18 protein-coding genes are annotated in these 21,793 nt (G+C 67.7%); 4 read left to right on the top strand and 14 right to left on the bottom strand.

The features are described from left to right. Positions 1-72: 72 nt before the first annotated feature. From K2Y56_RS10005 to K2Y56_RS09995, 3 genes are read right to left on the bottom strand one after another with little or no spacing between them, the layout of a single operon-like run. A complete protein-coding gene (locus K2Y56_RS10005; protein WP_292507224.1) occupies positions 73-1,599 on the bottom strand; it encodes a tripartite tricarboxylate transporter permease in 1,527 nt (508 codons plus the stop codon). 30 nt (positions 1,600-1,629) lie between these two features. Further along, on the bottom strand, positions 1,630-2,127 hold the full coding sequence (locus K2Y56_RS10000; RefSeq protein WP_292507223.1) for a tripartite tricarboxylate transporter TctB family protein: 498 nt from the start codon (positions 2,125-2,127) through the stop codon (positions 1,630-1,632). A 58-nt stretch (positions 2,128-2,185) separates the two neighbouring features. Beyond that, on the bottom strand, positions 2,186-3,172 hold the full coding sequence (locus K2Y56_RS09995) for a tripartite tricarboxylate transporter substrate binding protein (protein WP_292507222.1): 987 nt from the start codon (positions 3,170-3,172) through the stop codon (positions 2,186-2,188). Positions 3,173-3,433: 261 nt separating this feature from the next. Between K2Y56_RS09995 and K2Y56_RS09990 the strand changes: the two genes are divergently transcribed. Further along, positions 3,434-4,660: a CoA transferase gene (locus K2Y56_RS09990; RefSeq protein WP_292507221.1), complete on the top strand. Its 1,227-nt coding sequence runs from the start codon at positions 3,434-3,436 to the stop codon at positions 4,658-4,660. On the opposite strand, the gene K2Y56_RS09985 is transcribed toward K2Y56_RS09990, so the two are convergent. Next, positions 4,657-7,602, bottom strand: a complete 2,946-nt coding sequence (locus K2Y56_RS09985; protein ID WP_292507220.1) for an FAD-binding and (Fe-S)-binding domain-containing protein — start codon at positions 7,600-7,602, stop codon at positions 4,657-4,659. The genes K2Y56_RS09990 and K2Y56_RS09985 overlap by 4 nt on opposite strands. A gap of 225 nt (positions 7,603-7,827) precedes the next feature. Here K2Y56_RS09985 and K2Y56_RS09980 point away from each other — a divergent pair, with 225 nt between their 5' ends. Continuing rightward, complete coding sequence (locus tag K2Y56_RS09980) at positions 7,828-8,871, top strand: threonine aldolase family protein (RefSeq protein ID WP_292507219.1); 1,044 nt, start codon at positions 7,828-7,830, stop codon at positions 8,869-8,871. 37 nt (positions 8,872-8,908) lie between these two features. Here K2Y56_RS09980 and K2Y56_RS09975 read toward each other — a convergent pair whose 3' ends face one another. From K2Y56_RS09975 to recQ, 8 genes are all read right to left on the bottom strand, one after another. Beyond that, on the bottom strand, positions 8,909-10,066 hold the full coding sequence (locus tag K2Y56_RS09975; RefSeq protein ID WP_292507218.1) for an iron-containing alcohol dehydrogenase: 1,158 nt from the start codon (positions 10,064-10,066) through the stop codon (positions 8,909-8,911). Positions 10,067-10,187: 121 nt separating this feature from the next. Further along, positions 10,188-11,702: a DUF882 domain-containing protein gene (locus tag K2Y56_RS09970; protein WP_292507217.1), complete on the bottom strand. Its 1,515-nt coding sequence runs from the start codon at positions 11,700-11,702 to the stop codon at positions 10,188-10,190. A gap of 237 nt (positions 11,703-11,939) precedes the next feature. Then, positions 11,940-12,278 carry a Grx4 family monothiol glutaredoxin gene (gene grxD / locus K2Y56_RS09965; RefSeq protein WP_292507216.1) on the bottom strand — a complete coding sequence of 113 codons (339 nt, stop codon included), beginning with the start codon at positions 12,276-12,278 and terminating at the stop codon, positions 11,940-11,942. A gap of 41 nt (positions 12,279-12,319) precedes the next feature. Beyond that, a complete protein-coding gene (locus K2Y56_RS09960) occupies positions 12,320-12,814 on the bottom strand; it encodes a DUF29 domain-containing protein (protein ID WP_292507215.1) in 495 nt (164 codons plus the stop codon). A 22-nt stretch (positions 12,815-12,836) separates the two neighbouring features. Further along, positions 12,837-13,073: a BolA family protein gene (locus tag K2Y56_RS09955; protein ID WP_292507214.1), complete on the bottom strand. Its 237-nt coding sequence runs from the start codon at positions 13,071-13,073 to the stop codon at positions 12,837-12,839. An 18-nt stretch (positions 13,074-13,091) separates the two neighbouring features. Further along, entirely contained in the window at positions 13,092-15,311 is a 2,220-nt protein-coding gene (gene purL, locus K2Y56_RS09950) for a phosphoribosylformylglycinamidine synthase subunit PurL (RefSeq protein WP_292507213.1), read from the bottom strand. Positions 15,312-15,437: 126 nt separating this feature from the next. Beyond that, positions 15,438-16,601, bottom strand: a complete 1,164-nt coding sequence (locus tag K2Y56_RS09945; protein ID WP_292507212.1) for a hydrolase — start codon at positions 16,599-16,601, stop codon at positions 15,438-15,440. A 178-nt stretch (positions 16,602-16,779) separates the two neighbouring features. Continuing rightward, a complete protein-coding gene (recQ, locus tag K2Y56_RS09940) occupies positions 16,780-18,633 on the bottom strand; it encodes a DNA helicase RecQ (protein ID WP_292507211.1) in 1,854 nt (617 codons plus the stop codon). Positions 18,634-18,734: 101 nt separating this feature from the next. Here recQ and K2Y56_RS09935 point away from each other — a divergent pair, with 101 nt between their 5' ends. After that, positions 18,735-18,974 (top strand): type II toxin-antitoxin system VapB family antitoxin, encoded by a 240-nt coding sequence (locus K2Y56_RS09935; RefSeq protein WP_292507210.1) that lies wholly within the window; start codon positions 18,735-18,737, stop codon positions 18,972-18,974. Continuing rightward, the gene (locus tag K2Y56_RS09930; protein WP_292507209.1) at positions 18,974-19,378 is read left to right on the top strand and encodes a type II toxin-antitoxin system VapC family toxin; all 405 of its coding nucleotides are present in this window, start codon (positions 18,974-18,976) and stop codon (positions 19,376-19,378) included. Before K2Y56_RS09935 ends, K2Y56_RS09930 begins: the two co-directional genes overlap by 1 nt. 13 nt (positions 19,379-19,391) lie before the next feature. On the opposite strand, the gene recF is transcribed toward K2Y56_RS09930, so the two are convergent. Beyond that, positions 19,392-20,561: a DNA replication/repair protein RecF gene (recF, locus tag K2Y56_RS09925; RefSeq protein WP_292507277.1), complete on the bottom strand. Its 1,170-nt coding sequence runs from the start codon at positions 20,559-20,561 to the stop codon at positions 19,392-19,394. 17 nt (positions 20,562-20,578) lie between these two features. Continuing rightward, on the bottom strand, positions 20,579-21,700 hold the full coding sequence (gene dnaN / locus K2Y56_RS09920; protein ID WP_292507208.1) for a DNA polymerase III subunit beta: 1,122 nt from the start codon (positions 21,698-21,700) through the stop codon (positions 20,579-20,581). Positions 21,701-21,793: the final 93 nt, after the last annotated feature.

Genomic DNA, 21,793 nt, shown 5'->3' with positions numbered 1-21,793 from the left:
GTGTCCGGCCGTACGGCGGCTCATCCCTCGCGGTTCTCGTCTTCAGCGGTTTTCACGGCCGGTCAGCCCGCCTCAGGATGAGGCCGGCGCCGAACGTGTCGGTGTCACCTTGCGCATGACGAGGCGGCGGCCAGCGCTGAGCGGTCCCCAGAACAGCAGCAGCAGCCCCATCACCATCAGGGTCGAGACGAGTCCGTTCGAGAAGAAGACCGAGAGGTTGCCGCCCGAGCCGAGGAGCGCCTGCCGGAAAGCGTCCTCCGCGCGGTCGCCGAGCACGATGGCAAGGACGAGTGGCGCGAGCGGATAATCGAGCTTCTTGAAGACGTAGCCGATGACACCGAAGATCAGCATCAGCCAGATGTCGAAGCGCGAGGATTCCACCGTGTAGGCGCCGATGGCGCAGACGATCAGGATGATCGGCGCCACCAGCGCGAACGGAATGCGCATGATCGCGGCGAAGACCGGCACGGTGGCGAGCACGATCAGCAGCCCTGCGATGTTGCCGAGATACATCGAGGCGATCAGGCCCCAGACGAACTCCTTGTTCTCGATGAACAGGAGCGGGCCGGGCTGGAGGCCCCAGATCATCAGGCCGCCGAGCAGCACCGCCGCGGTAGCCGAGCCCGGGATGCCGAGCGCCAGCATCGGCAGCAGCGCCGAGGTGCCGGCGGCATGGGCGGCGGTCTCGGGTGCGAGCACGCCCTCCATCTCGCCACGCCCGAAATTCTCGGGGTTCCGCGAGAAGCGCTTGGCGAGGCCGTAGCCCATGAAGGAGGCCGCGATGGCGCCGCCCGGGGTCACGCCCATCCACATCCCCACGATCGAGGAGCGGATCAGGGTCGCCCAGTAGCGCGGCAGCGAGGCCCAGGTGCGCAACACCACCTTGAGATCGATCGCCGCTTTCTTTCCTTTGAAGTGCAGTCCCTCCTCGATGGTGAGCAGAATCTCGGAGACGCCGAACAGGCCGATCACGACCACGAGGAAGTCGAAGCCCTTGATGAGCTCGCTCGATCCGAAAGTCAGGCGCAGATCGCCCGAGATGGTGTCGAGGCCGACCGCGGCGAGGAGGAACCCGATTGCCAGGGATGCGACGATCTTGGCCTTGTTCTCCTTGCCCATGCCGATGAAGGAGCAGAACGTCAGGAAGAACACGCCGAAGAACTCGGCCGGCCCGAAGCGCAGGGCGAGTTTCGCCACCAGCGGCGCCACGAAGGTGATGAGGACCACGCCCGAGAGCGCGCCGATGAAGGAGGCGGTGAAGGCCGCCGTGAGCGCCTCGCCCGCTCGTCCCTGCTGCGCCATCGGGTAGCCGTCGAAGGTGGTGGCGACGGACCACGCCTCCCCGGGGATGTTGAACAGGATCGACGTGATGGCGCCGCCGAACAGTGCCCCCCAGTAGATCGACGACAGCAGGATGATCGCCGAGGTGGGATCCATGCCGAAGGTGAGCGGCAGCAGGATCGCGACGCCGTTGGGGCCGCCGAGCCCTGGCAATACGCCGACGACGATGCCGAGCAGCACGCCGACGACCATGAACATGACGTTGGTCCAGGACAAAGCGACCTGGAAGCCCAACAGGAGCTGGTTGAGATCGTCCATGGCGGTTTCCTGAACTTATTTCTGACTGATCTAGAAGCCGAGCATCGCCTCGACCGGCCCCTTGGGCAGGGACAACCGGAACTGGATCTCGAACACCCAGAAGCAGACGACCGGCACGGCGATTACCGCGAGCAGCGTCTGCCACCACCGGAACTCGCCGAGCATCACCATGAACACGGCCATGAACAGGGCCGAGGCGGCGTAGATGCCGAGGAACTCGATGGCGAGGACATAGAGGAACAGCGGCGCGAAGACGGAGCCGACCAGGCGAAGCTGGCCGTAGGTGACGAAGACGCTGTCCTCGCGCCGGATGGCGCTCACGAAGGCGGCGATTGCGGCGATGAGCAGGATCCAACCGACCCGGGCCGGGAAGAACCCGTTCTGCGGGCCGCCGTCCCAGCCCGCCCCGCGCTCGTAGGAATCCCACAGCACCATCGCCGAGAGCGCCATCAGGATCAGGGCGACGATGATCTCCACGATCCGGCGCGACAGGCCGGCCTCGGGAGCCGTGTCAGAGGCATCCGCCATCATCAACTCGTTTGGGGAGAGAGGAGGCGGACCCGGCGGGCCGGGTCCGCGACAGGACTCAGTTGGTGCCGATGAAACCGGCCTTGCCCATCAGGTCCTTGTGCTTCTGCTCGTCGGTCGTGAGGAACTCGACGAAGGCCTGGCCCGAGCGGAAGTCGGGCACGAGGGCGTTGCGCTCGACATAGGCCTTCCAATCGGGCGTCTCGGACACCTTCCGGAAGAGCTCGACATAGAAGGCCTGCTGCTCGGGCGTGACCTTGCCCGGCATGAACATGCCGCGCAGCATCTGGTAGTTCACATCGAGCCCCTGCGACACGCAGGTCGGGACGTCGGACCATGCCATGTCGGCAGTGATCTTCTGCGTGTAGGTCAGGGGCTTGTCCGAGAACACACAGAGGGGCTTGACGGCGCCGGATCGCCAATTGGCGATCTCCTCGGCCGGGTTGTTCATGTTGGCGTCGATATGCCCGCCCGCGAGCTGGACAGAGGACGGCCCGCCGCCCTGGTAGGGGATGTAGGTGATCTTGATGCCGGCCGCCTGCTCCATCGTGACGGAGATCAGGTGGTCCTCGCGCTTCGAGCCGTTGCCGCCGGTCTTCAGAGGCGGGTTCGCAGTCTTGGCCGCTTCAACGAAGTCCTTGGCCGTCTTGTAGGGCTGGCTCGCATTCACCCAGAGCAGGAAGGCGTCCTGGGCCATCATCGCCACAGGCGTGAAGTTCTTCCAGCTCACCGGGAGCTTGGTCGCGAGCGGGGTCATGTAGATGCCGCTCGACGTGGTGATCAGCTTGTGAGGGTCGCCGGCCGATTTCTGGATGTCGAGCATCGCTTCGCCGCCGGCCGCGGCCGGCTTGTTCACGATGATGATCGGCTGCGAGACGAGATTGTTCTTCTGGATCGCGCCCTGGATCGTCCGCGCCATCTGGTCGGACGAGCCGCCGGGCGGGAACGGTACGATGATCTCGATGGGTTTCGTCGGTTCCCAGGCCTGGGCCGACGCCACCGGCAGCGCCGCGGCCAGCACGGCCGCCTTCACGAAGCGTCTCATGGGCGTCTTCCTCTGAAAGGTGCTCTTTTCGGCACCATCGTCATGCGACAGGTACGAGGCTTTGGAAGTCGTTGGCAACCGGCCGGGACGTTCGCCTCGCCGTCAACGCAAGCTTGTATGATAAATTCCACAGGTTCAAGGGACCGGACAAGCTCGACAATCGTTTTGAACCGTCAAGGGCTTAAGGCGGCGACTCTGGGACCGGGATGCGCGAGGATAAACGCGCCTCTCGCGGCAGGCCAAGAACGGACGAGGGCCAGCATGGCGCGGAGCGCATCGGAAAAACAGGGGCCTCTGCGCGGCCTCAGGGTCATCGAGCTCGCCCACATCATGGCGGGGCCGGTCTGCGGCCTGATGCTCGGCGACATGGGCGCCGAGGTGATCAAGGTCGAGAAGATCGAGGGCGGCGACGACACCCGCCGCTCGGTACCGCCCGCGATCGAGGGCGAGAGCGCCGCCTACATGATGATGAACCGGGGCAAGAGCGGCATCGCGCTGGACCTCAAGAACCCCGAAGGCGTCGTGATCCTGCGCCGGCTGCTGGCGGATGCCGACGTGCTGATCGAGAATTACCGGGCCGGCACGATGGAGCGGCTCGGGCTCGGCTACGGCACCCTCAAGCGCGAATTCCCGCAGCTCATCTATTGCGCGCTCTCGGGCTTCGGACGCAGCGGCCCCTACGCGGAGCGGCCGGGCTTCGACCTCGTGGCGCAGGGCATGAGCGGGTTGATGAGCGTGACAGGCGCTGGTCCGGGCGAGGCGCCGATGAAGTGCGGCGCGCCGGTCACCGACATCACCGCCGGGATCCTCGCGGCCATGGGCGTGCTCGCGGCCTACACCCATCGGCTGAAGACGGGGGAGGGGCAGTCGGTGGATACCTCGCTGTTCGAGGCCGGCATCACCCTGACCTATTGGCAATCGGCCATCGCCATGGCGACGGGCATGGCGCCCGGCCCGATGGGCTCGGCCCATCCGCTCAACGCCCCCTACGAGGCCTTCCGGACTGCCGATGGCTGGATCACGGTGGGCGCGGCCAACCAGACCAACTGGCTGCGCCTGCTTACGGTGCTTGGCGCCGAGGTGTTGGTCGACGATCCGCGGTTCGCCCGCAATGCCGACCGGATGGAGAACCGGGCCGCCCTCGCGGCGGCGCTCGCCCCGCATTTTCGACAGGACTCCTCCGAGGCTTTGCTCACGCGGCTGGAGGAAGGCGGCGTGCCCGCCGGTCCCGTCCTCGACGTGCTCGCGATGCACCGCGATCCGCAGGCCTTGGCCCGCGAGATGGTCGTCGAGGTCGAGCACACCCGCATCGGCGCGGTGCAGACGCTGGGCTTTCCCGTGAAGTTCTCGCACACGCCGGGCCGCGTGCACGGCCCGTCCCCGCTCCTCGGCGAGCACAGCCGCGCGATCCTGCGGGACGCAGGCTACGCTGATGCGGCGATCGACGGCTTCTTCGCGCGCGGCATCATTCGCGAGACCCTGGCCTAGGCCGCGACCAGCGCCTCATCCAAGACCCGCGCGACATGCTGCGCCTGCAAGCCCAGCCCATCGTGGATCTGATGCCGGCAGCTCGTGCCGTCGGCGACGACGAGGTCGTCCGGGCCGGCTTTCCGCAAGGCCGGGAACAGCGACAGCTCGGCCATGGCGAAGGACACGTCGATCGTGTCGCGGCCGTAGCCGAAGGCGCCGGCCATGCCGCAGCAGCTCGATTCGATGACCCGGACGTCGAGGCCGGGCACCCCCCGCAGGACGGACTCCACCGCGCCCATCGCGCCGAAGGATTTCTGGTGGCAATGGCCGTGGAGGTGGGCGACGCGCCCGCCCTGATCGGCGAGGGGCAGCGTGATCAGGCCGGCCGCAAGGTCGGCGGCCAGCAACTCCTCGAAGAGCAGGCTGCTACCAGCGAGCCGGGCGCTGTCCTCGCCGGGCAGGAGCGCTGCGAACTCGTCCCGGAAGGTGAGGAGGCACGAAGGCTCCAGCCCGACGACCCGTGCCCCGGCCCGGACGAAGGGGAGCAGGGCATCCATGGTCCGGCGCGCCTCCGCGCGCGCGCGGTCGGTCTGGCCCGAGGCGAGATAGGTCCGCCCGCAGCAGAGCGGACGGTTGCCCCGGTGCGGAAAGACCCGGTGCAGCCGGTAGCCAGCCGCGACCAGCACCCGCTCGGCTGCCTCCAAATTCTCGCGCTCGAAGGCGCGGTTGAAGGTGTCGCCGAACAGGATGATGTCGCGGAAATCGCCGGTGACGTCGGAGGGATGCGCCGCCTCCCCCTGCTCCCGCCAGGGGCGGCGCCAGGGCGGCAGGGTCCGCCGCGCCGAGAGCCCGGCCACCCGCTCCGACAGCCGCGCCAGGGCGGGAACGCGGTCGCGCAGGTTGAGGAGCGGGGCGAGCTTGGCCGCCAAGCCGGCATAGCGCGGCAGCTCGCCGACCAGGCGCTCCTTGAGGGGCAGCCCGTGGCGGGCATGGTAGTGGTGGAGGAACTCGACCTTCATCTTGGCCATGTCGACGCCCGTGGGACATTCCCGCCGGCAGGCCTTGCAGGAGACGCAGAGATCGAGGGTCCGCTTCATCTCGTGGCTGGTGAAGGCCTCGGGCCCGAGCTGGCCGGAGATCGCGAGCCGCAGCGAATTCGCGCGGCCGCGGGTGAGGTGCTGCTCCTCGCCCGTCGCCCGGTAGGATGGGCACATCGCTCCGCCCACCCGCTTCCGGCAGGTGCCGTTGTTGTTGCACATCTCCACGGCGCCGCCGAAGCCGCCCCAATCGGACCAGTCGAGGGCTGGTTTCACCGGCTCGGTGACGGCGTAGCCCGGCGCGAAGCGCATCAGCGAGCGGTCGTCCATCTTGAGCGGACGCACGATCTTGCCCGGGTTCAGGCGGTTGTCGGGGTCGAAGCCGTCCTTCACCGCCTCGAAGGCGCGGGTCAGGCGCGCGCCGAAGAGGGGCTCGACATATTCGGAGCGCGAGATGCCGTCGCCGTGCTCGCCCGAATAGGAACCCTTGAACCGGCGCACCAGGGCGGAGGCTTCCTCGGCGATGGAGCGCATCTTGGCGACGTCGCCGCCCTGCTTCATGTCGAGGATCGGGCGGACGTGCAGGCAGCCGACCGAGGCGTGGGCGTACCAGGTGCCCCGCGTGCCGTGCCGGGTGAACACGTCCGTGACCGCATCGGTGTAGTCGGCGAGGTGCTCCAGCGGCACCGCGCAATCCTCGATGAAGGAGACGGGCTTGGCGTCGCCCTTCGTCGACATCATGATGTTGAGGCATGCCTCCCTCACTTCCCAGACCGAGCGCTGCCGCGCGGGCTCGGGCACCTCGACGACGGCATTCGCAAAGCCGTGGTCGCTCATGCAGGCGTCGAGGCGCTTCAGGTCGCCCATCAGCGCGTCGCGATCCTCGCCGGCGAACTCGGTGAGCAGGAGGCAGTTCGGCTTGCCCCGGGTGATGTCGGCGAGCGTCGTGCGGAAGAGCGGGATGTCGGCACCAAGTACCAGCACGTTGTTGTCGACGAGCTCGACCGCGACCGGGTTCAGGTCGACGATCGCCTTCGTGGTCTCCATCGCGGCACGGAAGGACGGAAAGTGGCACACGCCCATGACCCGGTGTATCGGCAGGCGCGAGAGCTTGAGCGTCACGCTCGTCGTCGCGGCCAGCGTCCCTTCCGAGCCGACGAGGAGATGGGCGAGGTTCGGACGCGGCTCGATCAAGGCGTCGAGATTGTAGCCGCCGACCCGGCGCTGCACCCGCGGGTACATCGCCAGGATTTCCTCCCGCTCGGATTCCGCGAGATCCAGCATGCGGCGCGCAAGGTCCTCGGCCCGCGCCGAGCCCCGCACGCCCGAGGCGTCGTCGCCGATCAGGGCGAAACCGAACGCCTCGCCGTCATGGAACAGGGCTTCGAGGGCCAGCACGTTGTCGCTCATCTTGCCGAAGCGCAGCGAGCGGGCGCCGCAGGAATTGTTGCCGGCCATGCCGCCGATGGTGCAGCGGCTGGAGGTGGAGGGCTCCACCGGGAAGAACCAGCCGTCGGCCTTCACCCGCGCATTGAGGTGCTCGAGCACCATGCCGGGCTCCACCGTGATGGTGCCTGCTTGCGGGTCGTAGGCGAGAATGCCGTTGAAGTGGCGTGAGCAATCGACCACGAGGCCCCGCCCGATCGGTTGGCCGTTCTGTGAGGTGCCGCCGCCGCGCAGGATCACCGGCACGTCGTGTTCGGCGGCGACTTTCAGGGTCGCGACGATGTCCGCCTTGCTCTTGGGGAAGACCACGCCCGCCGGCATGATCTGGTAGATCGAGGCGTCTGTGGCGTAGCGCCCGCGCGTGAAGGCGTCGAAGCGGACCTCGCCCATCAGTGTTTCGGCGAGCCGCCTCGCGAGGCCCGCATCCTTCCGCCCCGCCGCGCGCGGGCTCGTCGCAGGCTCAGCCGTCACTGCCATCGGTCGCCGTCCTCGAAGCCTGATGCACGCGAATTGTCTTGTCGGTCGCCGTCTACGTAATACGGTATTCCAGAAGCGGGAACACGGAAGCGGCGATCGGTCCCGCCCCTCTTCGTCGTCGGTCGTCGGCAGAGTCGGGATCACCGGATGCATGGTCCAGTCGATCCGAGACGGCTAAACCGCCCCGAACCACGCCCAGTCCGGTGAGCCGAGGGACACCCCAGGATGATCGACCTCTACAGCGATACGCAGACGCGGCCGACACAAGGAATGCGCGAGGCGATGGCCCGGGCGGTCGTGGGCGACGAGCAGTCGAACGATGACCCGACGACGCGCGAGCTCTGCGCCCGCGTCGCAGCGCTGCTCGGCCAGGCCGACGGCGTGTTCATGCCATCGGGGACCATGTGCAACCTCGTCTCGATCCTGGTCCAGACGCGAGCGGGCGACGAGATCATCGTCGACGACCAGTCCCACATCTACAACACCGAGGCCGCGGGCGCCGCCGCCATCGGCGGTGTTTCAGTCGCGCCCCTGCGAACGCCCGCCGGCATCTACACGCCGGAGGCCTTCGAGGCGGCAATCCGCATGCCCGGGCGGACGGCGCCGCGTTCAGCGCTGGTCTCGGTGGAGCAGACGACGAGCTTCAGCGGCGGCTCGGTCTGGCGTCTGGAGGACATGCGCCGCATCCGCGACATCGCCCATGACCAGGGATTGATAGCGCATATCGACGGCGCCCGCCTTCTCAACGCCGTCGCCGCCACGGGCATACCGGCAGCCGAATACGCGGAAGGCTTCGACAGCGTCTGGCTCGACCTCAGCAAGGGTCTCGGCTGCCCGGTCGGCGCCGTTCTGTGCGGCTCGGAAAAGTTCATCGTCGAGGCCTGGCGCTGGAAGTACCGGCTCGGCGGCGCCATGCGCCAGTCAGGCGTACTCGCGGCGGCAGGACTCTACGCCCTCGACCATCACGTCGAACAGCTCAGCATCGACAATGCCCATATCCGCCTGCTCCACGACCGGATCGCCGACCTCCCAGGCCTCGCCTTCGATCCGACGGCGGGCCAGTCGAACATCCTGTGCTTCTCGGTCGAAGGCCTCGGGGTCACCGCGGCCGAGTTCGCCCGCGCCTGCCTCACCGAGGACATCCGCGTGCGTGCGATCGGCGGCTACCAGATCCGCGCAACGACCCATCTCGACGTCGACCGCGCCGGCGTCGAGCGGGCGGCCGACGTCATCCGCGCCAAGGCCGCGGAGGCTCGAGATACGGTATAGCGGCAAGGACGCGCTATCACTTGTGTACGACGTTGGATCACAGGGCAGCGGTATAGATCGCGAGGGCGTCGGGTTCGGTCAGAACACGCGGGTTGTTCACGAGGAGGCGCGTCTGATTCATCGCGTCGCTTGCCAGCTTCGGCAGGGCTTCAGGCCCGATGCCGACCTCACGCAGGGTGTGGGGCAGGCCGAGTCCCCGGCTGAGCTGCTCCACTCCGTCGATGAACCCCTTCGTGCGCTCTGAGGGAATTCGTCCCGCGAGTTCGGGGAACAGGTCGGCGGCGATCTCCGCATAGGCCTCTCCGACGGCCTCGCGGTTGAAGCGTAGGACATGCGGGAGGACGAGGGCGTTCGACAACCCGTGAGGGACGTGAAAGTGGCCGCCGATGGGATAGGCCAGCGCGTGCACCGCGGCGACCGGCGAGTTGGCGAAGGCCTGGCCCGCCAGAAGCGATCCGAGAAGCATCCCGCCCCGCGCCTCGCGGTCGCCGCCTGTCAGGGTTGCGGTCCTGATATTGGCTCCGAGGAGCCGAAGGGCTTGTCGGGCCAGGGCGCGCGAGATCGGATTGTTGTTCGGTGAAGCCGAGGTGTAGGCCTCGATGGCGTGGACCATCGCGTCGATGCCGGTGGCGGCGGTCACGTGGGACGGAAGGCCGAGGGTGAGGTCGGCGTCCAGCACGGCGACGTCCGGCAACAGCCAGGGCGAGACCACTCCCTTCTTCTCGGCCTCCCCGGTGGTGACGATCGCAATCGGCGTGACCTCGGACCCGGTCCCGGCCGTGGTCGGCACGAGCACGAGGGGGAGCCGCGGCCCCTTGGCCAAGCCGACGCCGTAGATGTCCCGTAGCCTCTCCCCGCTGCCCGCGGTGAGGGCCACGAGCTTGGCGACGTCCATCGGGGAGCCCCCGCCGATCGCGAGGATTCCGGTGGCTTCGTGCGTCTTCGCGAGCTCAACGGCCTCGACGACGTTGATCTCCGGCGGATCGGAATCGACGCCGTCGTAGATCGCCACATCGATGCCGGCGGCGCGCAAGCTCGCGAGGGCCGGCTCAAGGAGGCCGAGACCGCGCAAAGCCGCGTCGGTGAGGAGGAGGATGCGATTCCCGAGGGTCGTCCCGAGGATCTCGGCAATCCGGGCGCTCGCGCCCGCTTCGAAGACGATCGAGCGCGTGGTGGTGAAACTGAAACGCGACACGGCGGACCTCCGTCTTACGGAGTTGGTTCTGGCATCCCCGGCGATGTCGAGTTCATGCCGCTCGCCTTCGGGACGCCGACAGATCGCAACCTGCTACCCGGAGCAGGTCCGATCTTCGCTATCAGCGAGGCACGATCGCCTGTGTCGCCGACCCTGAGAAGCGCGCCGTTCCCGGCGTTTGGGCGCCCTGCGTCGAGAATCGCGTGGCGATTGCGTCGGCGGGCCGGCCGACGAGGCCTGCCGGCGCTCCATCGGCGCGCGGATGGGCGACGGCGAGATGAACAACGGGTGCCGACCGGTCGATCGACTGGGCCACGGCCACGGCGAAGAGCCAGCGCAATTGCGCGCGCGGGTCGGCATCGGCAGGCAGGCGGGCGGAGACGGGAAGCGGGTCGGGCTCCGGAGCGGGTGGTGGCGCCGAAGAACGCAGCGGCACGACATTAGCCATGCCGGACGTTCCAGGAGCTGTCGCACCAAGAGCTGCCGTACCAAGCGAGGCGACCTGCACCGCGGGACGCGGCGGTGGCAACGGCATCGCCAGGGCGGCAGCGACGGCGGCGAACTCGGCAGGCCGGCGCGGCGGTGCCGGCATGATGGCCTGGAGGGTATCCTTGGGTGAGGTCGGGGCAGCCGTCTCGGCGGTGAGCAGGCTTCGCGTATCGCGTCCGTCGCGGCGGAGGGAATCAGCCTTTCCGGTATCGGGGCTCGCCGCATAGGCGAGGGCGGCGCGCGTGCCGACGGCGTCCTCCGGATCCGCGCTGGCGACCATGACCGAAGCCCTGCTCCGCGCCTTCGCGGGGGACGGCGCCGCGGCTTGCGAGTCGTTCGAGCGACCGCTGCTTCCGAACAGGCCTGCGAAGAAGCCCTTCAGGCTCGGACCCTCGTCCTCGTCCGATGCGCCCGCGTACTGGGTCTGGCCGAGGACGGTGCCGCCGCGCGCCAGGATCTCGGCGCGGGCCTCCTCGTAGCGGGGAAGAGGACGGTTGTCGGTCGGCAGATGGACGGTGCGGCCGTCCGGAAACAGCCGGGCGAGCTGGTCGTGGCTCATGCGCGGCCAAGACCGGACCGAACCGACATCGAGATGGACGAAAGGCGAGCCCGCATGCGGATACCAGCCGACGCCGCCGCGCTGCATCTGCATGCCGACCGCGCGGATGCGGTCGACCGAGACGTCGGGGAGGTAGAAGTCCATCGCCTTGCCGAGCGTGTGCTGGCTGAACTCGGCGACCCCGCGCGAGCGTCGGCGCAGCATCGAGTTCGTGCCGGGCGAGCGATAGGCCGAGACCACGGTGATCGGTTCCGACGAACCGACCGAGCGGTAGGCTTCCCACACGGTATCGAACAGGCGGGGGTCCATCTTAGTCGGCTCGTCGACGCGCCAATCGCGCAGCAACCAATTCAGCTGCTCAAGAGCGGCCTTATCGTAGCGCCCGTCGCGTTTGAACGTGACGGTCGCGCTCTCCTTGGTGTGGGAATGGAAGATCGAGAGGGTACGAGTGTCGCCGTTGGCGACCGCATCCTGCGTTCCGCTCGCGCCCCCGATGAGAAGAGCGGCGATGCCGGACATCAATGCGACGGAGCGGCTGACCAGACGGCGGCGACGGACGGCGGTTGGCGCTCGGTCTCGCGTCTTCATGTGCCCGATGGTCCCCAACCTTTGCCGCACCGCGCATGGCGCCGGACATCATAGTGACCGCAAGGTTACCGGTAACCGTAAACGGACGGTTAACCGGATCCTTCGCTGAGCACCGCGGGGGAAACGGCTAAGGCTCAACAATGGCGAAATCGTGCCGGGCCGCGAGGCAGGAGAGGACAGGTCAAGAGCGCTGCCGCACGCTCCATGACGGAGACGGGCGGCAGCGATGGAGGCGCCTCACGCAGCAGTGGCCTTCACCGGCACGCCCTTCTCGGAGAGGAACTGCTGCAGCTCGCCGGACTGGAACATCTCGCGGGTGATGTCGCAGCCGCCGACGAACTCGCCCTTCACGTAGATCTGCGGGATCGTCGGCCAGTTCGAAAAGGCCTTGATACCGTCGCGGACCGCCATGTCGTCGAGGACGTTCACGCCCTTGAACGGCACTTCGAGGTAGTTGAGGATCTGGACGACCTGCCCGGAGAAGCCGCACATCGGGAATTGCGGCGTGCCCTTCATGAACACGACCACGTCCTGGGAGTCGATCTCGTTCCTGATTGTGGTGTTGACGTCGGTCATTGCTCAATCCTTGTCTGTCGTCATGGTATGTGCGGTCTCGATCAGCGTCGTGCAACCGAGGCGGCAAGCGTATGCAGAGCGCGATCGATATCGAAGCGCTCCGCGAGAAGGTCCTCAGGGTCGATCGGGCAAGCCTTGGGTAGGCCGGGAAGAAGTTGATTTCCAAAAGCGCCCAGGCCGGCTTCCGCTGCGGTGAGCGCGGTCTTCCAGATCCTGTACCAGTTCAGTCTCTGACGCATCGACGGCTCATAGGCGTTCCATGCAGTTGCCTGAAACGTCGCGATTTCCTCTCGCCAGTGCATGCTTGCCGGTGCAAGCGGAGCCGAGATGCGCTTCAGGAGGTGAGCGAGAGTCTGGATCAGCAGCCCTTCGACCGCACGGATATGAGACCGCCCCACGCTCTCGATCTCCTCGGCGACGTTTTCCCAATCGAGCATGTTGGAGAGATCGGGACGGCGCGCGAGTTCCCGCACCGCCGCCGCCTGCTGCTCGGCCCAGGTCACGATGTCGTCGTCGTAGAGGCTCGGCTGGTCCATCGGGACGCCCTGCTGATACCCGTCAATCCTGCGGGACGCCCGTGGTCAGCGCAAGGGCGTGGAGCACGCCCCCCATCCGCCCCTGGAGCGCACCGTAGACGAGCTGGTGCTGCGCCACCCGCGTCTTGCCCCTGAAGGCCGAGGAGATGACAGTGGCGGCGTAATGGTCGCCGTCGCCGGCAAGATCCTTGATCTCGATCGTCGCATCGGGCAGCGCCTCGCGGATCATCGCCTCGATCTCGCGCGCATCCATCGGCATGGGATCTCTCCTTCGGGATCAGGCGGCGGCCGGCCGGCTCGCCATGTAGTTCGGAAGCCAGCCCTCATGGGCCTCGCGCAGCTCCGCCAGCGATATGGTCTCGCCGCCCGGCAGGGTCAAACCATAGCCGCCGACGCTGCCGACGATCGCGGCCGCGATGCCGAGCTCGCCGGCACGGGCGAGAAGGTCCTGGGCCGTCGTCATGCTGGTGCTCAGGAGGTACCGCCCCTGGTCCTCGCCGAAGAGCCAGGCATGGGCCGGCAGATCCGTAGGTCCATCGCTCAGCGCGGCGCCGAGCCCCCCGGCCAAAGCCATCTCGGCGAGTGCAACGGCAAGGCCGCCATCGGAGAGGTCATGGACGCTGTCGACGCGCCCGGAGGTGATGAGCCCGCGCACGAAGTCGCCGTTGCGGCGCTCTTGCGCGAGATCGACCCGGGGAGGAGCTCCCTCCTCGCGGCCGGCGATGACCGCGAGGTAGACCGACTGCCCGAGCCAGCCTTCCGTCTCCCCGACGAGCACCAGCACGTCGCCCTCTTGCTTGAGCGCGATCGTGGCGTGGCGGGTCACATCGTCGAGAACGCCGACGCCGCCGATGGTCGGGGTCGGCAGGATGCCGATGCCGTTGGTCTCGTTGTAGAGCGAGACGTTGCCCGACACGACGGGGAAGTCGAGCGCCAGGCAGGCCTCGCCGATGCCCTTGAGACAGCCCACGAGCTGGCCCATCACCTCGGGCTTTTCAGGGTTGCCGAAATTGAGGTTGTCGGTGATGGCGAGCGGCCGACCGCCCACGGCCGTGATGTTGCGCCAAGCCTCGGCCACCGCCTGCCTGCCGCCCTCGACCGGGTCGGCCTCGCAATAGCGTGGGGTGACGTCGCAGGTCAGGGCGAGGCCCTTGGGACCGTCCTCGACCCGCACGATTGCCGCGTCGCCGCCGGGCTTCTGCACGGTATTGCCGAGAATGAAGTGGTCGTATTGTTCGTAGACCCAGCGCTTGGACGAGAGGTCCGGCGATCCGACGAGTCGCTTCAGCGCCTCGGCATGGCCCACGGTCGCCGGCACGTCGGCGGCAGGGATCACCGCCTGGTGAGTGTTGGCGATGTGCGGCCGGTCGTAGAGCGGCGCCTCGTCGCCGAGCTCCTTGATCGGCAGGTCGGCCATGACCTCGCCGTCGTGCTTGATCACGAAACGCAGGGTATCGGTCGTATGCCCGATGATCGCGAAATCGAGGCCCCACTTCACGAAGATGGCCTCGGCCTCCGCCTCCATGCCGGGCTTGAGCACCATCAGCATCCGCTCCTGGCTCTCGGAGAGCATCATTTCGTAGGCGCTCATGTTGGCTTCGCGGGCCGGCACCTTCTCGATGTGAAGCTCGACCCCGAGGTCGCCCTTTGCGCCCATCTCGACCGCCGAGCAGGTGAGGCCGGCCGCGCCCATGTCCTGGATCGCGATGACGGCACCGGACGCCATCAGCTCGAGACAGGCTTCGAGCAGTAGCTTCTCCGCGAAGGGATCGCCGACCTGGACCGTCGGGCGCTTCGATTCGGATGAGTCGTCGAACTCGGCCGAGGCCATGCTGGCGCCGTGGATGCCGTCGCGGCCGGTCTTAGAGCCGAGATAGACGATGGGATTCCCGATGCCGGTGGCCGCCGCGTAGAAGATTCCGTCGGTCCTCGCGAGGCCGACCGCCATGGCGTTGACCAGGATGTTGCCGTCATAGCGGGAATGGAACCCGACGGCCCCGCCGACCGTCGGCACGCCGAAGGAATTGCCATAGCCGCCGATGCCAGCGACCACGCCCGAGACGAGGTGGCGGGTGCGCGGATGGTCAGGCGAACCGAAGCGGAGGGCGTTCAAAGCCGCGATCGGCCGAGCCCCCATCGTGAACACGTCGCGAAGAATGCCGCCGACGCCGGTCGCCGCGCCCTGATAGGGCTCGATGAAGCTTGGGTGGTTGTGGCTCTCCATCTTGAACACGCAGGCCAGGCCGTCGCCGATATCGATGACGCCGGCATTCTCGCCGGGCCCCTGGATCACGTGCGGACCGGTGGTCGGCAACCCGCGCAGGTGCTTTCGCGAGGACTTATAGGAGCAGTGCTCGTTCCACATCGCCGAGACGATGCCGAGCTCGGTCAGCGTCGGGTCGCGGCCGATCAGGCCGTGGAAGCGCTCGTACTCCTCCGGGGTCAAGCCATGCTGCTTGATGAGCTCGGAAGTGATCGGGACAACGTTGCGGAACATGCGGCTCCCCTCGATCGGCGGCGCGCCGTGGCCTTTGGACCGATGGCAGCCTCTAGTCGCTCAACGCGGGCGCTGGCAACAATCGATCGCCGGACAAGGGGAAGACCCCTGCGGAAATCCGCCCCTTCACCAGGCGTCGACCTCCTTCTCGCGCCCCATCGGCTGCGCCTTGATGCTGCGCCAGCTCTGGATCAGCTCATGGATCGGCTCGGGACCGGTGACGAAGCTGATGTAATCGAAGGTGTGCGGGCTGTGGCTCGACATCAGCAGTTGGAAGTGCATCTGGAACAGGTTGAAGCGGCGCCGGAACAGCGTTCTCGCCTCGACGAAATCCGGCATCCGCACGTAGAGCTCGATCGGTCGGTGCGCCCTGGGCGAAGGAAGACCGGAGCCGCTCAAGGGATCGCGCTTGTAGATCGAGAGCCAGTCCCATTTCGTCCGGATGTCGAGCCAGCCGATCGCCGAAGCGGCGGCGACCCTGGCCAGGGCGGCGCGTGTCGAGGCCGCGTTGGCATCGAGGGTGATCCAGGGGATCACGCTGCCGATGGTGACGAAAGAGACCGGCGTCCCGCGTTGCCCGAAATCCGGATCGTCCATCAGCACCCTGTCGAGGGCCTCGAAGCCGAAGAAGCTCGACGAGGAATGCCCGATGACGACGATTTCGCTGAATTTGCCCTCGGCCGCCCGGATCTCACGCGCGAAGGCATCGAGGCGCGCCTCCATCTCGGGAGTCTTCCCCTTGGCATGGGCATGGGTGAAAGCGGTGTCGTCGACGAGATGGGCGACGAAGAAGGGCTTCCCGCGGGTGAGCTGCATCAGCCCGGACAGGATGACGTAGGCGGCCGCCGGAATTGCAGCGACGACGAGGGGCCTCGGGACGAGGTCGGCCGGCACGAGGAGGAGGAGGCTAGCCAGTGCGAGGCTGAGAAGGATGAGGAAGGCGTAGATGAGGTGGATGCCGGTGATGACGCGATGGAAGCGCCGAGCCTCGCGCTTGAAGGCGCGCAGGTAGCCGCTCCGCGACAACCGCCGCCACAGGGAAGCTGTCTCGATCATGCGGCGCCAGTTCGACCGTGGGAACCGGGCGCGGACGATGTCGTCCCAGCGCAGCAGCGTGTAGCGGGTCTCGACACCGGCCGATTCGAGCCGCCATTCGAGCCGCAGCCCATCTGCCGAGCGAACCGGATCGCCGACCGTGATCGGGGTGCCGCGGCGCTTGGTGGTGAGCCGCGCCTCGCGCCGGAACAAACCCCAATAGGTCTCCGGCTGGCGCGGATCGAAGCCCGGCATGTAGAAGACCTGCCGGGGCAGGGTCTTCTGGAGCGTGGGATCGGTCGGCAGATCGGTCAGCGCGGTATCCTGAGAGATGGTCGATCCGTCCGGTGGCCAAGCCCGTCGAGGTCGCAGGCTCGGACGCGGACCACGTCCCTACACGATCCCTCCACCGCCCGGCGAGTGCGAAACGGCATCACGCGGATGCAGCCGGCGCCTGAGACAGATGGTCGGCGATCGCTTCGACGAACCTTTCGCCATAGGCGTCCCGCTTGCGCTCGCCGACCCCGTGGACGGTGCGCAGGGCATAGAGATCCACCGGCTTCGTCCTCGCCATCTCGATCAGGGTCCGGTCGGGGAAGACCATGAAGGCGGCAATTCCCTCCGTGCGGGCGATGGTGGCGCGAAGGCCCCGCAGGTGCTGGAACAGCTCCTCGGTCGCGGGGTCGAGGTCGAGGGCGGCATCCTCGCGGGCAGGTCCGCGGCGGCGCTCGCGGGCTTGCGCCGGGCTTGGCTCGGGATCGGGCCGGAACTGGACGCTCTCCCGGCCGAACAGGATCGCCTCGCCCTTCTGCGTCACCGAGAGGCCGCCGAAACCGTCGCCGTTCTCGGCCACCGCCCCGGCCGCAAAGAGCTGGCGCAGCATCGTGCGCCAGGCCGGGACCGGCTTGTCGGCACCGACGCCGAACGTCTTGAGGGCGGTGTGGCCGTTGCGGCGGATCGGCTCGGATTCCTTGCCATGGACGACGTCGCAGACATAGGCCGCGCCGAAGCGCTGGCCGGTGCGAACGATCGCCGAGAGCAGCTTCTGCGCGTTGACGGTGCCGTCGACGAGGGAGACGCCGCCGCGGCAGAGGTCGCAGCGCCCGCACGGCTCGCTCGCCTCGTCGAAATAGGCGAGCAGCGATTGCCGGCGGCAGAGGGCGCCCTCGCAGAGCGCGATCATGGCCTCGAGCTTGCGCCGCTCGACCCGGCGGCGCTCGTCGGGCACGTCCTTCTCGTCGATCTGGCGGCGCTTGAGCGACATGTCGTCGAGGCCGTAGAGCGTGAGCGTATCGGCGGGCAGCCCGTCGCGGCCGGCGCGCCCGATCTCCTGGTAATAGCCTTCGACATTGCCCGGCATGTCGGCATGGCAGACGAACCGCACATCGGGCTTGTTGATGCCCATGCCGAAGGCGACGGTGGCGGTCATCACGACGCCGTCTTCCTGCAGGAAGATGTCCTGGTTCTTCATGCGTGTGCCCTGGTCGAGGCCGGCATGGTAGGGCAGGGCGTTGAAGCCGTCCTTGGCCAGGACCTCGGCGAGCTGCTCGGTGCGCTTGCGCGAGGAGCAGTAGATGATCCCGCTCTCCGAGCGGCGGTGCTTCAGGAAGCGCTCGATCTGCCGGGTCGGCTGGTCCTTCGGCGCGAAGGTGAGCCGGATATTGGGCCGATCGAAGGAATGCACGAAGGCCTTGAGCGGGCGGCCGGCGGGAAACAGCCGTTCGGTGATGTCGGCCCGTGTCGCGGTGTCGGCGGTGGCGGTGAGAGCCACGGTCTGGACGTCGCCGAGGGCGGTGCGGGCGCGGGCGAGGTCGCGGTATTCGGGCCGGAAGTCGTGGCCCCATTGCGAGACGCAATGGGCCTCGTCGACAGCGAGCCGCCGCACGCCGGCCCCGCGCAGGGCCTCGACCAGACCCTCCATCATCAGCCGCTCGGGCGAGACGAAGAGCAGGCGCAGGTCCCCGGCCCGGATCATCCGCCAGGCTTCGCGGGCCTCGGCATCTGCCACCGTGGAATTGAGCGTCGCGGCCGAGACGCCGAAGCCGCGCATCTGCTGGACTTGGTCGTGCATCAGCGCGATCAGGGGCGAGACCACAACGGTGAGCGAGGATTCCACCAGCGCGGGTAACTGGTATGTCATCGACTTGCCTGAGCCCGTCGGCATGACGGCGAATACGTCCGCGCCGTCGAGGACGGCCCCGATCACCTCGTCCTGGCCGGGGCGGAAATCATCGTAGCCGAAGGTCGTCTTGAGGGCGCGCCGGGCTTCGTCGAGGCGAGAGGTCATGCGGTGTCTTTGACCGGTGCTAATAAGGTTTTCAATCGCCGAGGAGTTGTATTGTCGCCGTGTAGACGTTATGCTGCGACTGCCTACACACGGTGAATTCCATGCCTCTGAATATCCGAAGTGAGGAAGTCAACCGCTTGGCGGAAGAGTTGGCATCGCGCGTCCGCGTCAGCAAGACGGAAGCGGTCCGACTGGCGCTCACGAACGAACTGAAGCGGCGCGAGGAGTCACTCGCCGATTTTCTCGCACGCATCAAACCGATCCAGGATCGAATCGCCAGCTATCCGGATACCGGGCTGAAAGCGGACAAGGCGTTCTACGACAGCCTCTACGAAGATTGATGTTCGTTGACGCCTCGGCCCTTGTCGCCATCCTCTTCGCCGAGCCCGGGTACCTGCCGGTCGCCGACCGCCTTCGGTTGGCGAAGGAGCCGATCACGTCGGCTTTCGCGGTCTTCGAGACCGTGATGGCTCTTTGTCGAAAGCGTGGATACACGGTGGACGACGGCGAGGCGGAAACCCGCGGATTTCTGGCAGCAGCAAACGTCGCCTGCGTCCCCATCGCTGATGACGAGGCTCGCATCGCGCTCGTCGCCCACGCTCGCTACGGAAAGGGCCGGGGCCACCCTGCGCAACTCAACATCGGCGACTGCTTCGCCTATGCCTGCGCCCGGACGCACAATGTCCCGCTTCTTTTCGTCGGCAACGACTTTTCGCGGACCGACATCGCGTCGGCCCTGGCCTGAAAGAGCCGCGAACTCAGCCGCCGACGATCTGTCCCTCGGCGACCCTGATCACATCCGCTCGCCCTTCGAGCTCGGCGAACAGGGCCGGGTCGGCACCCGTCATCCAGACCTGCCCCGGGAGGGCCTCCAGCGCCTCGAACAAACCGGCCCGCCGCCGCGGGTCGAGATGGGCGGCGACCTCGTCGAGGAGGATCACGGGGGCGATCCCGCACATCGCCCGGACGAGGCGGGCATGGGCGAGGACGAGGCCGATCAGCAGCGCCTTCTGCTCGCCGGTGGAGGCGGTGGCGGCAGGCACGTCCTTCGGCCCATGACGCACCACGAGGTCGGTGGTCTGCGGGCCGTTGAGGGTGCGGCCGGCGGCACGGTCGCGGGCGCGGCCCTGTCGCAGGGCCTGCCGGTAGCGGTCCTCCGCCTCGATCGCCGGCCAGACGGCGACGAGGTCGTCGAGATCGCCCTCCAGTCGCACACCGGCCCAGGGGAAGGGCTGGGCATCGTCGCGGCCCTCCGCGATGAGCCTGTCGAGGCGCTCGGCGGTCTCTCGGCGGGCAAGCGCCACGGCGACGCCGAGCTCGGCGAGTTCCCGTTCGATCGCGTCGAGCCAGCGTCCATCGTCCGGTCTCTCGTCGAGGAGGCGGTTGCGCGAGCGCAGGGCCCGTTCGAGAGCACCAACCCGGGCACCGTGCGCGGCATCGACGGCGAGGACCAGCCGATCGAGGAAGCGGCGGCGCTCGCCGGCCGGACCGCGAAAGAGGCCGTCCAGATCGGGCGTCAGCCAGACCACCCGCATGAATTCCGAGAAGGCGATCGGGGAGGGTACGCTGGCGCCGTCGATCCGGCACAGCCGCGCAGCACGCGCGATGAAGCCGGCGGGCTCGTAGCCGGTGCCGATCCGATGCTCGTCTCCATCGCTCGCCAGGGTCATCGAGACGGCGAAGCTGCCGGGGCCGCCGCTGCGGGCCATGCCGGCGAAATCGGCCCGGCGCAGGCCGCGCCCTGGCGAGAACAGCGAGACGGCCTCGAGCAGGTTGGTCTTGCCCGCACCGTTCTCGCCGACCAGCGCCACGAAGCGACGGGTCAACGACAGGTCGAGGTCGGCGTGGTTGCGGAAGTCGCGGCAGATCAGGCGGGTGAGACGCAGCTGCCCGCTCGGTTCGTTGCCCTGTAGCGTAGCCGGACTGATGAGAGGATCGCTCCGCGTCACACTCGCATCGGCATCAGCACGTAGAGCGCGGCGGCGCCCTCGCGGTCCTGGATCAACGTCGGCGAGCCGGCATCGGCGAGCTTGAACAGGGCGGTGTCGCCGTCGAGCTGGCTCGTGATGTCGAGGAGGTAGCGGGCGTTGAAGCCGATATCGAGGGCGCCGGCCTCGTAATCGACGTCAAGCTCCTCCGTCGCGCTGCCGGAATCGGGGTTGTTCACCGAGAGGGCGAGGCGGCCCTCCTGCACGGCGAGCTTCACGGCCCGGCCACGCTCGGACGAGATCGTCGAGACGCGGTCGACCGCCTTGGCGAACTGCTCGCGCTCGACGGTGAGGTGCTTGTCGTTGCCGGTGGGGATCACCCGCTGGTAATCGGGGAAGGTCCCGTCGATGAGCTTCGAGATCAGCACGACGCCGCCAGCGAAGCGGAAGCGGATCTTGGCCGGCGACAGGTCGATCTCGACGCTCTCGCCGCCATCCTCCACGAGCTTGATGATCTCGGCCACGGCTTTGCGCGGGACGATAATGCCCGGCATGCCGCGGCTGCCTTCCGGCGCGTCCATCTCGACGCGGGCGAGGCGGTGGCCGTCGGTGGCGACGGCACGCATCTTCAGGCTTCCATCGACGTCGAGGGTGTGGAGATAGATGCCGTTGAGGTAGTAGCGCGTCTCTTCGGTTGAGATCGCGAACTGCGTCTTCTCGATGAGGCGCTTCAGGTCGGCGGCCGAGAGCGCGAAGCTGGTACCGAGTTCGCCCGCGGCGAGATCGGGGAAGTCGCCCTCAGGCAGAGCGCCGAGGGAGAAGCGCGAGCGGCCCGAGCGGATCGTCATCTGCCCGGTCTCGCCGCTGGTCTCGAGCGAGACCTGCGCGCCGTCGGGAAGCTTGCGCACGATGTCATAGATCACGTGGGCCGGTACCGTGGTGGCGCCGGCATCGACGACGTCGGCAGGAATCGTCTCCGTCACCTCGATATCGAGATCGGTGGCCTTGAGCTGCAGGCCCTCGGCACCGCCGCGCAGGAGCACATTCGAGAGGATCGGGATCGTGTTGCGGCGTTCCACCACGCGGTGGACATGGCCGAGCGACCGAAGCAGGGCCGCACGCTCGACAGTGACTCTCATCTCGAAAACTCGTGGTCGTTGGAAAACGTCTCAAGGGAATGCCGTCGCCGACATCCGCCCGACCTAGCGCAGGCGCCATGGCGGGGTTTCAAC

This window comes from Methylobacterium sp. (assembly GCF_019745455.1).
Taxonomy (GTDB): domain Bacteria; phylum Pseudomonadota; class Alphaproteobacteria; order Rhizobiales; family Beijerinckiaceae; genus Methylobacterium.
This window is presented reverse-complemented; position numbering and strand designations above follow the sequence as displayed.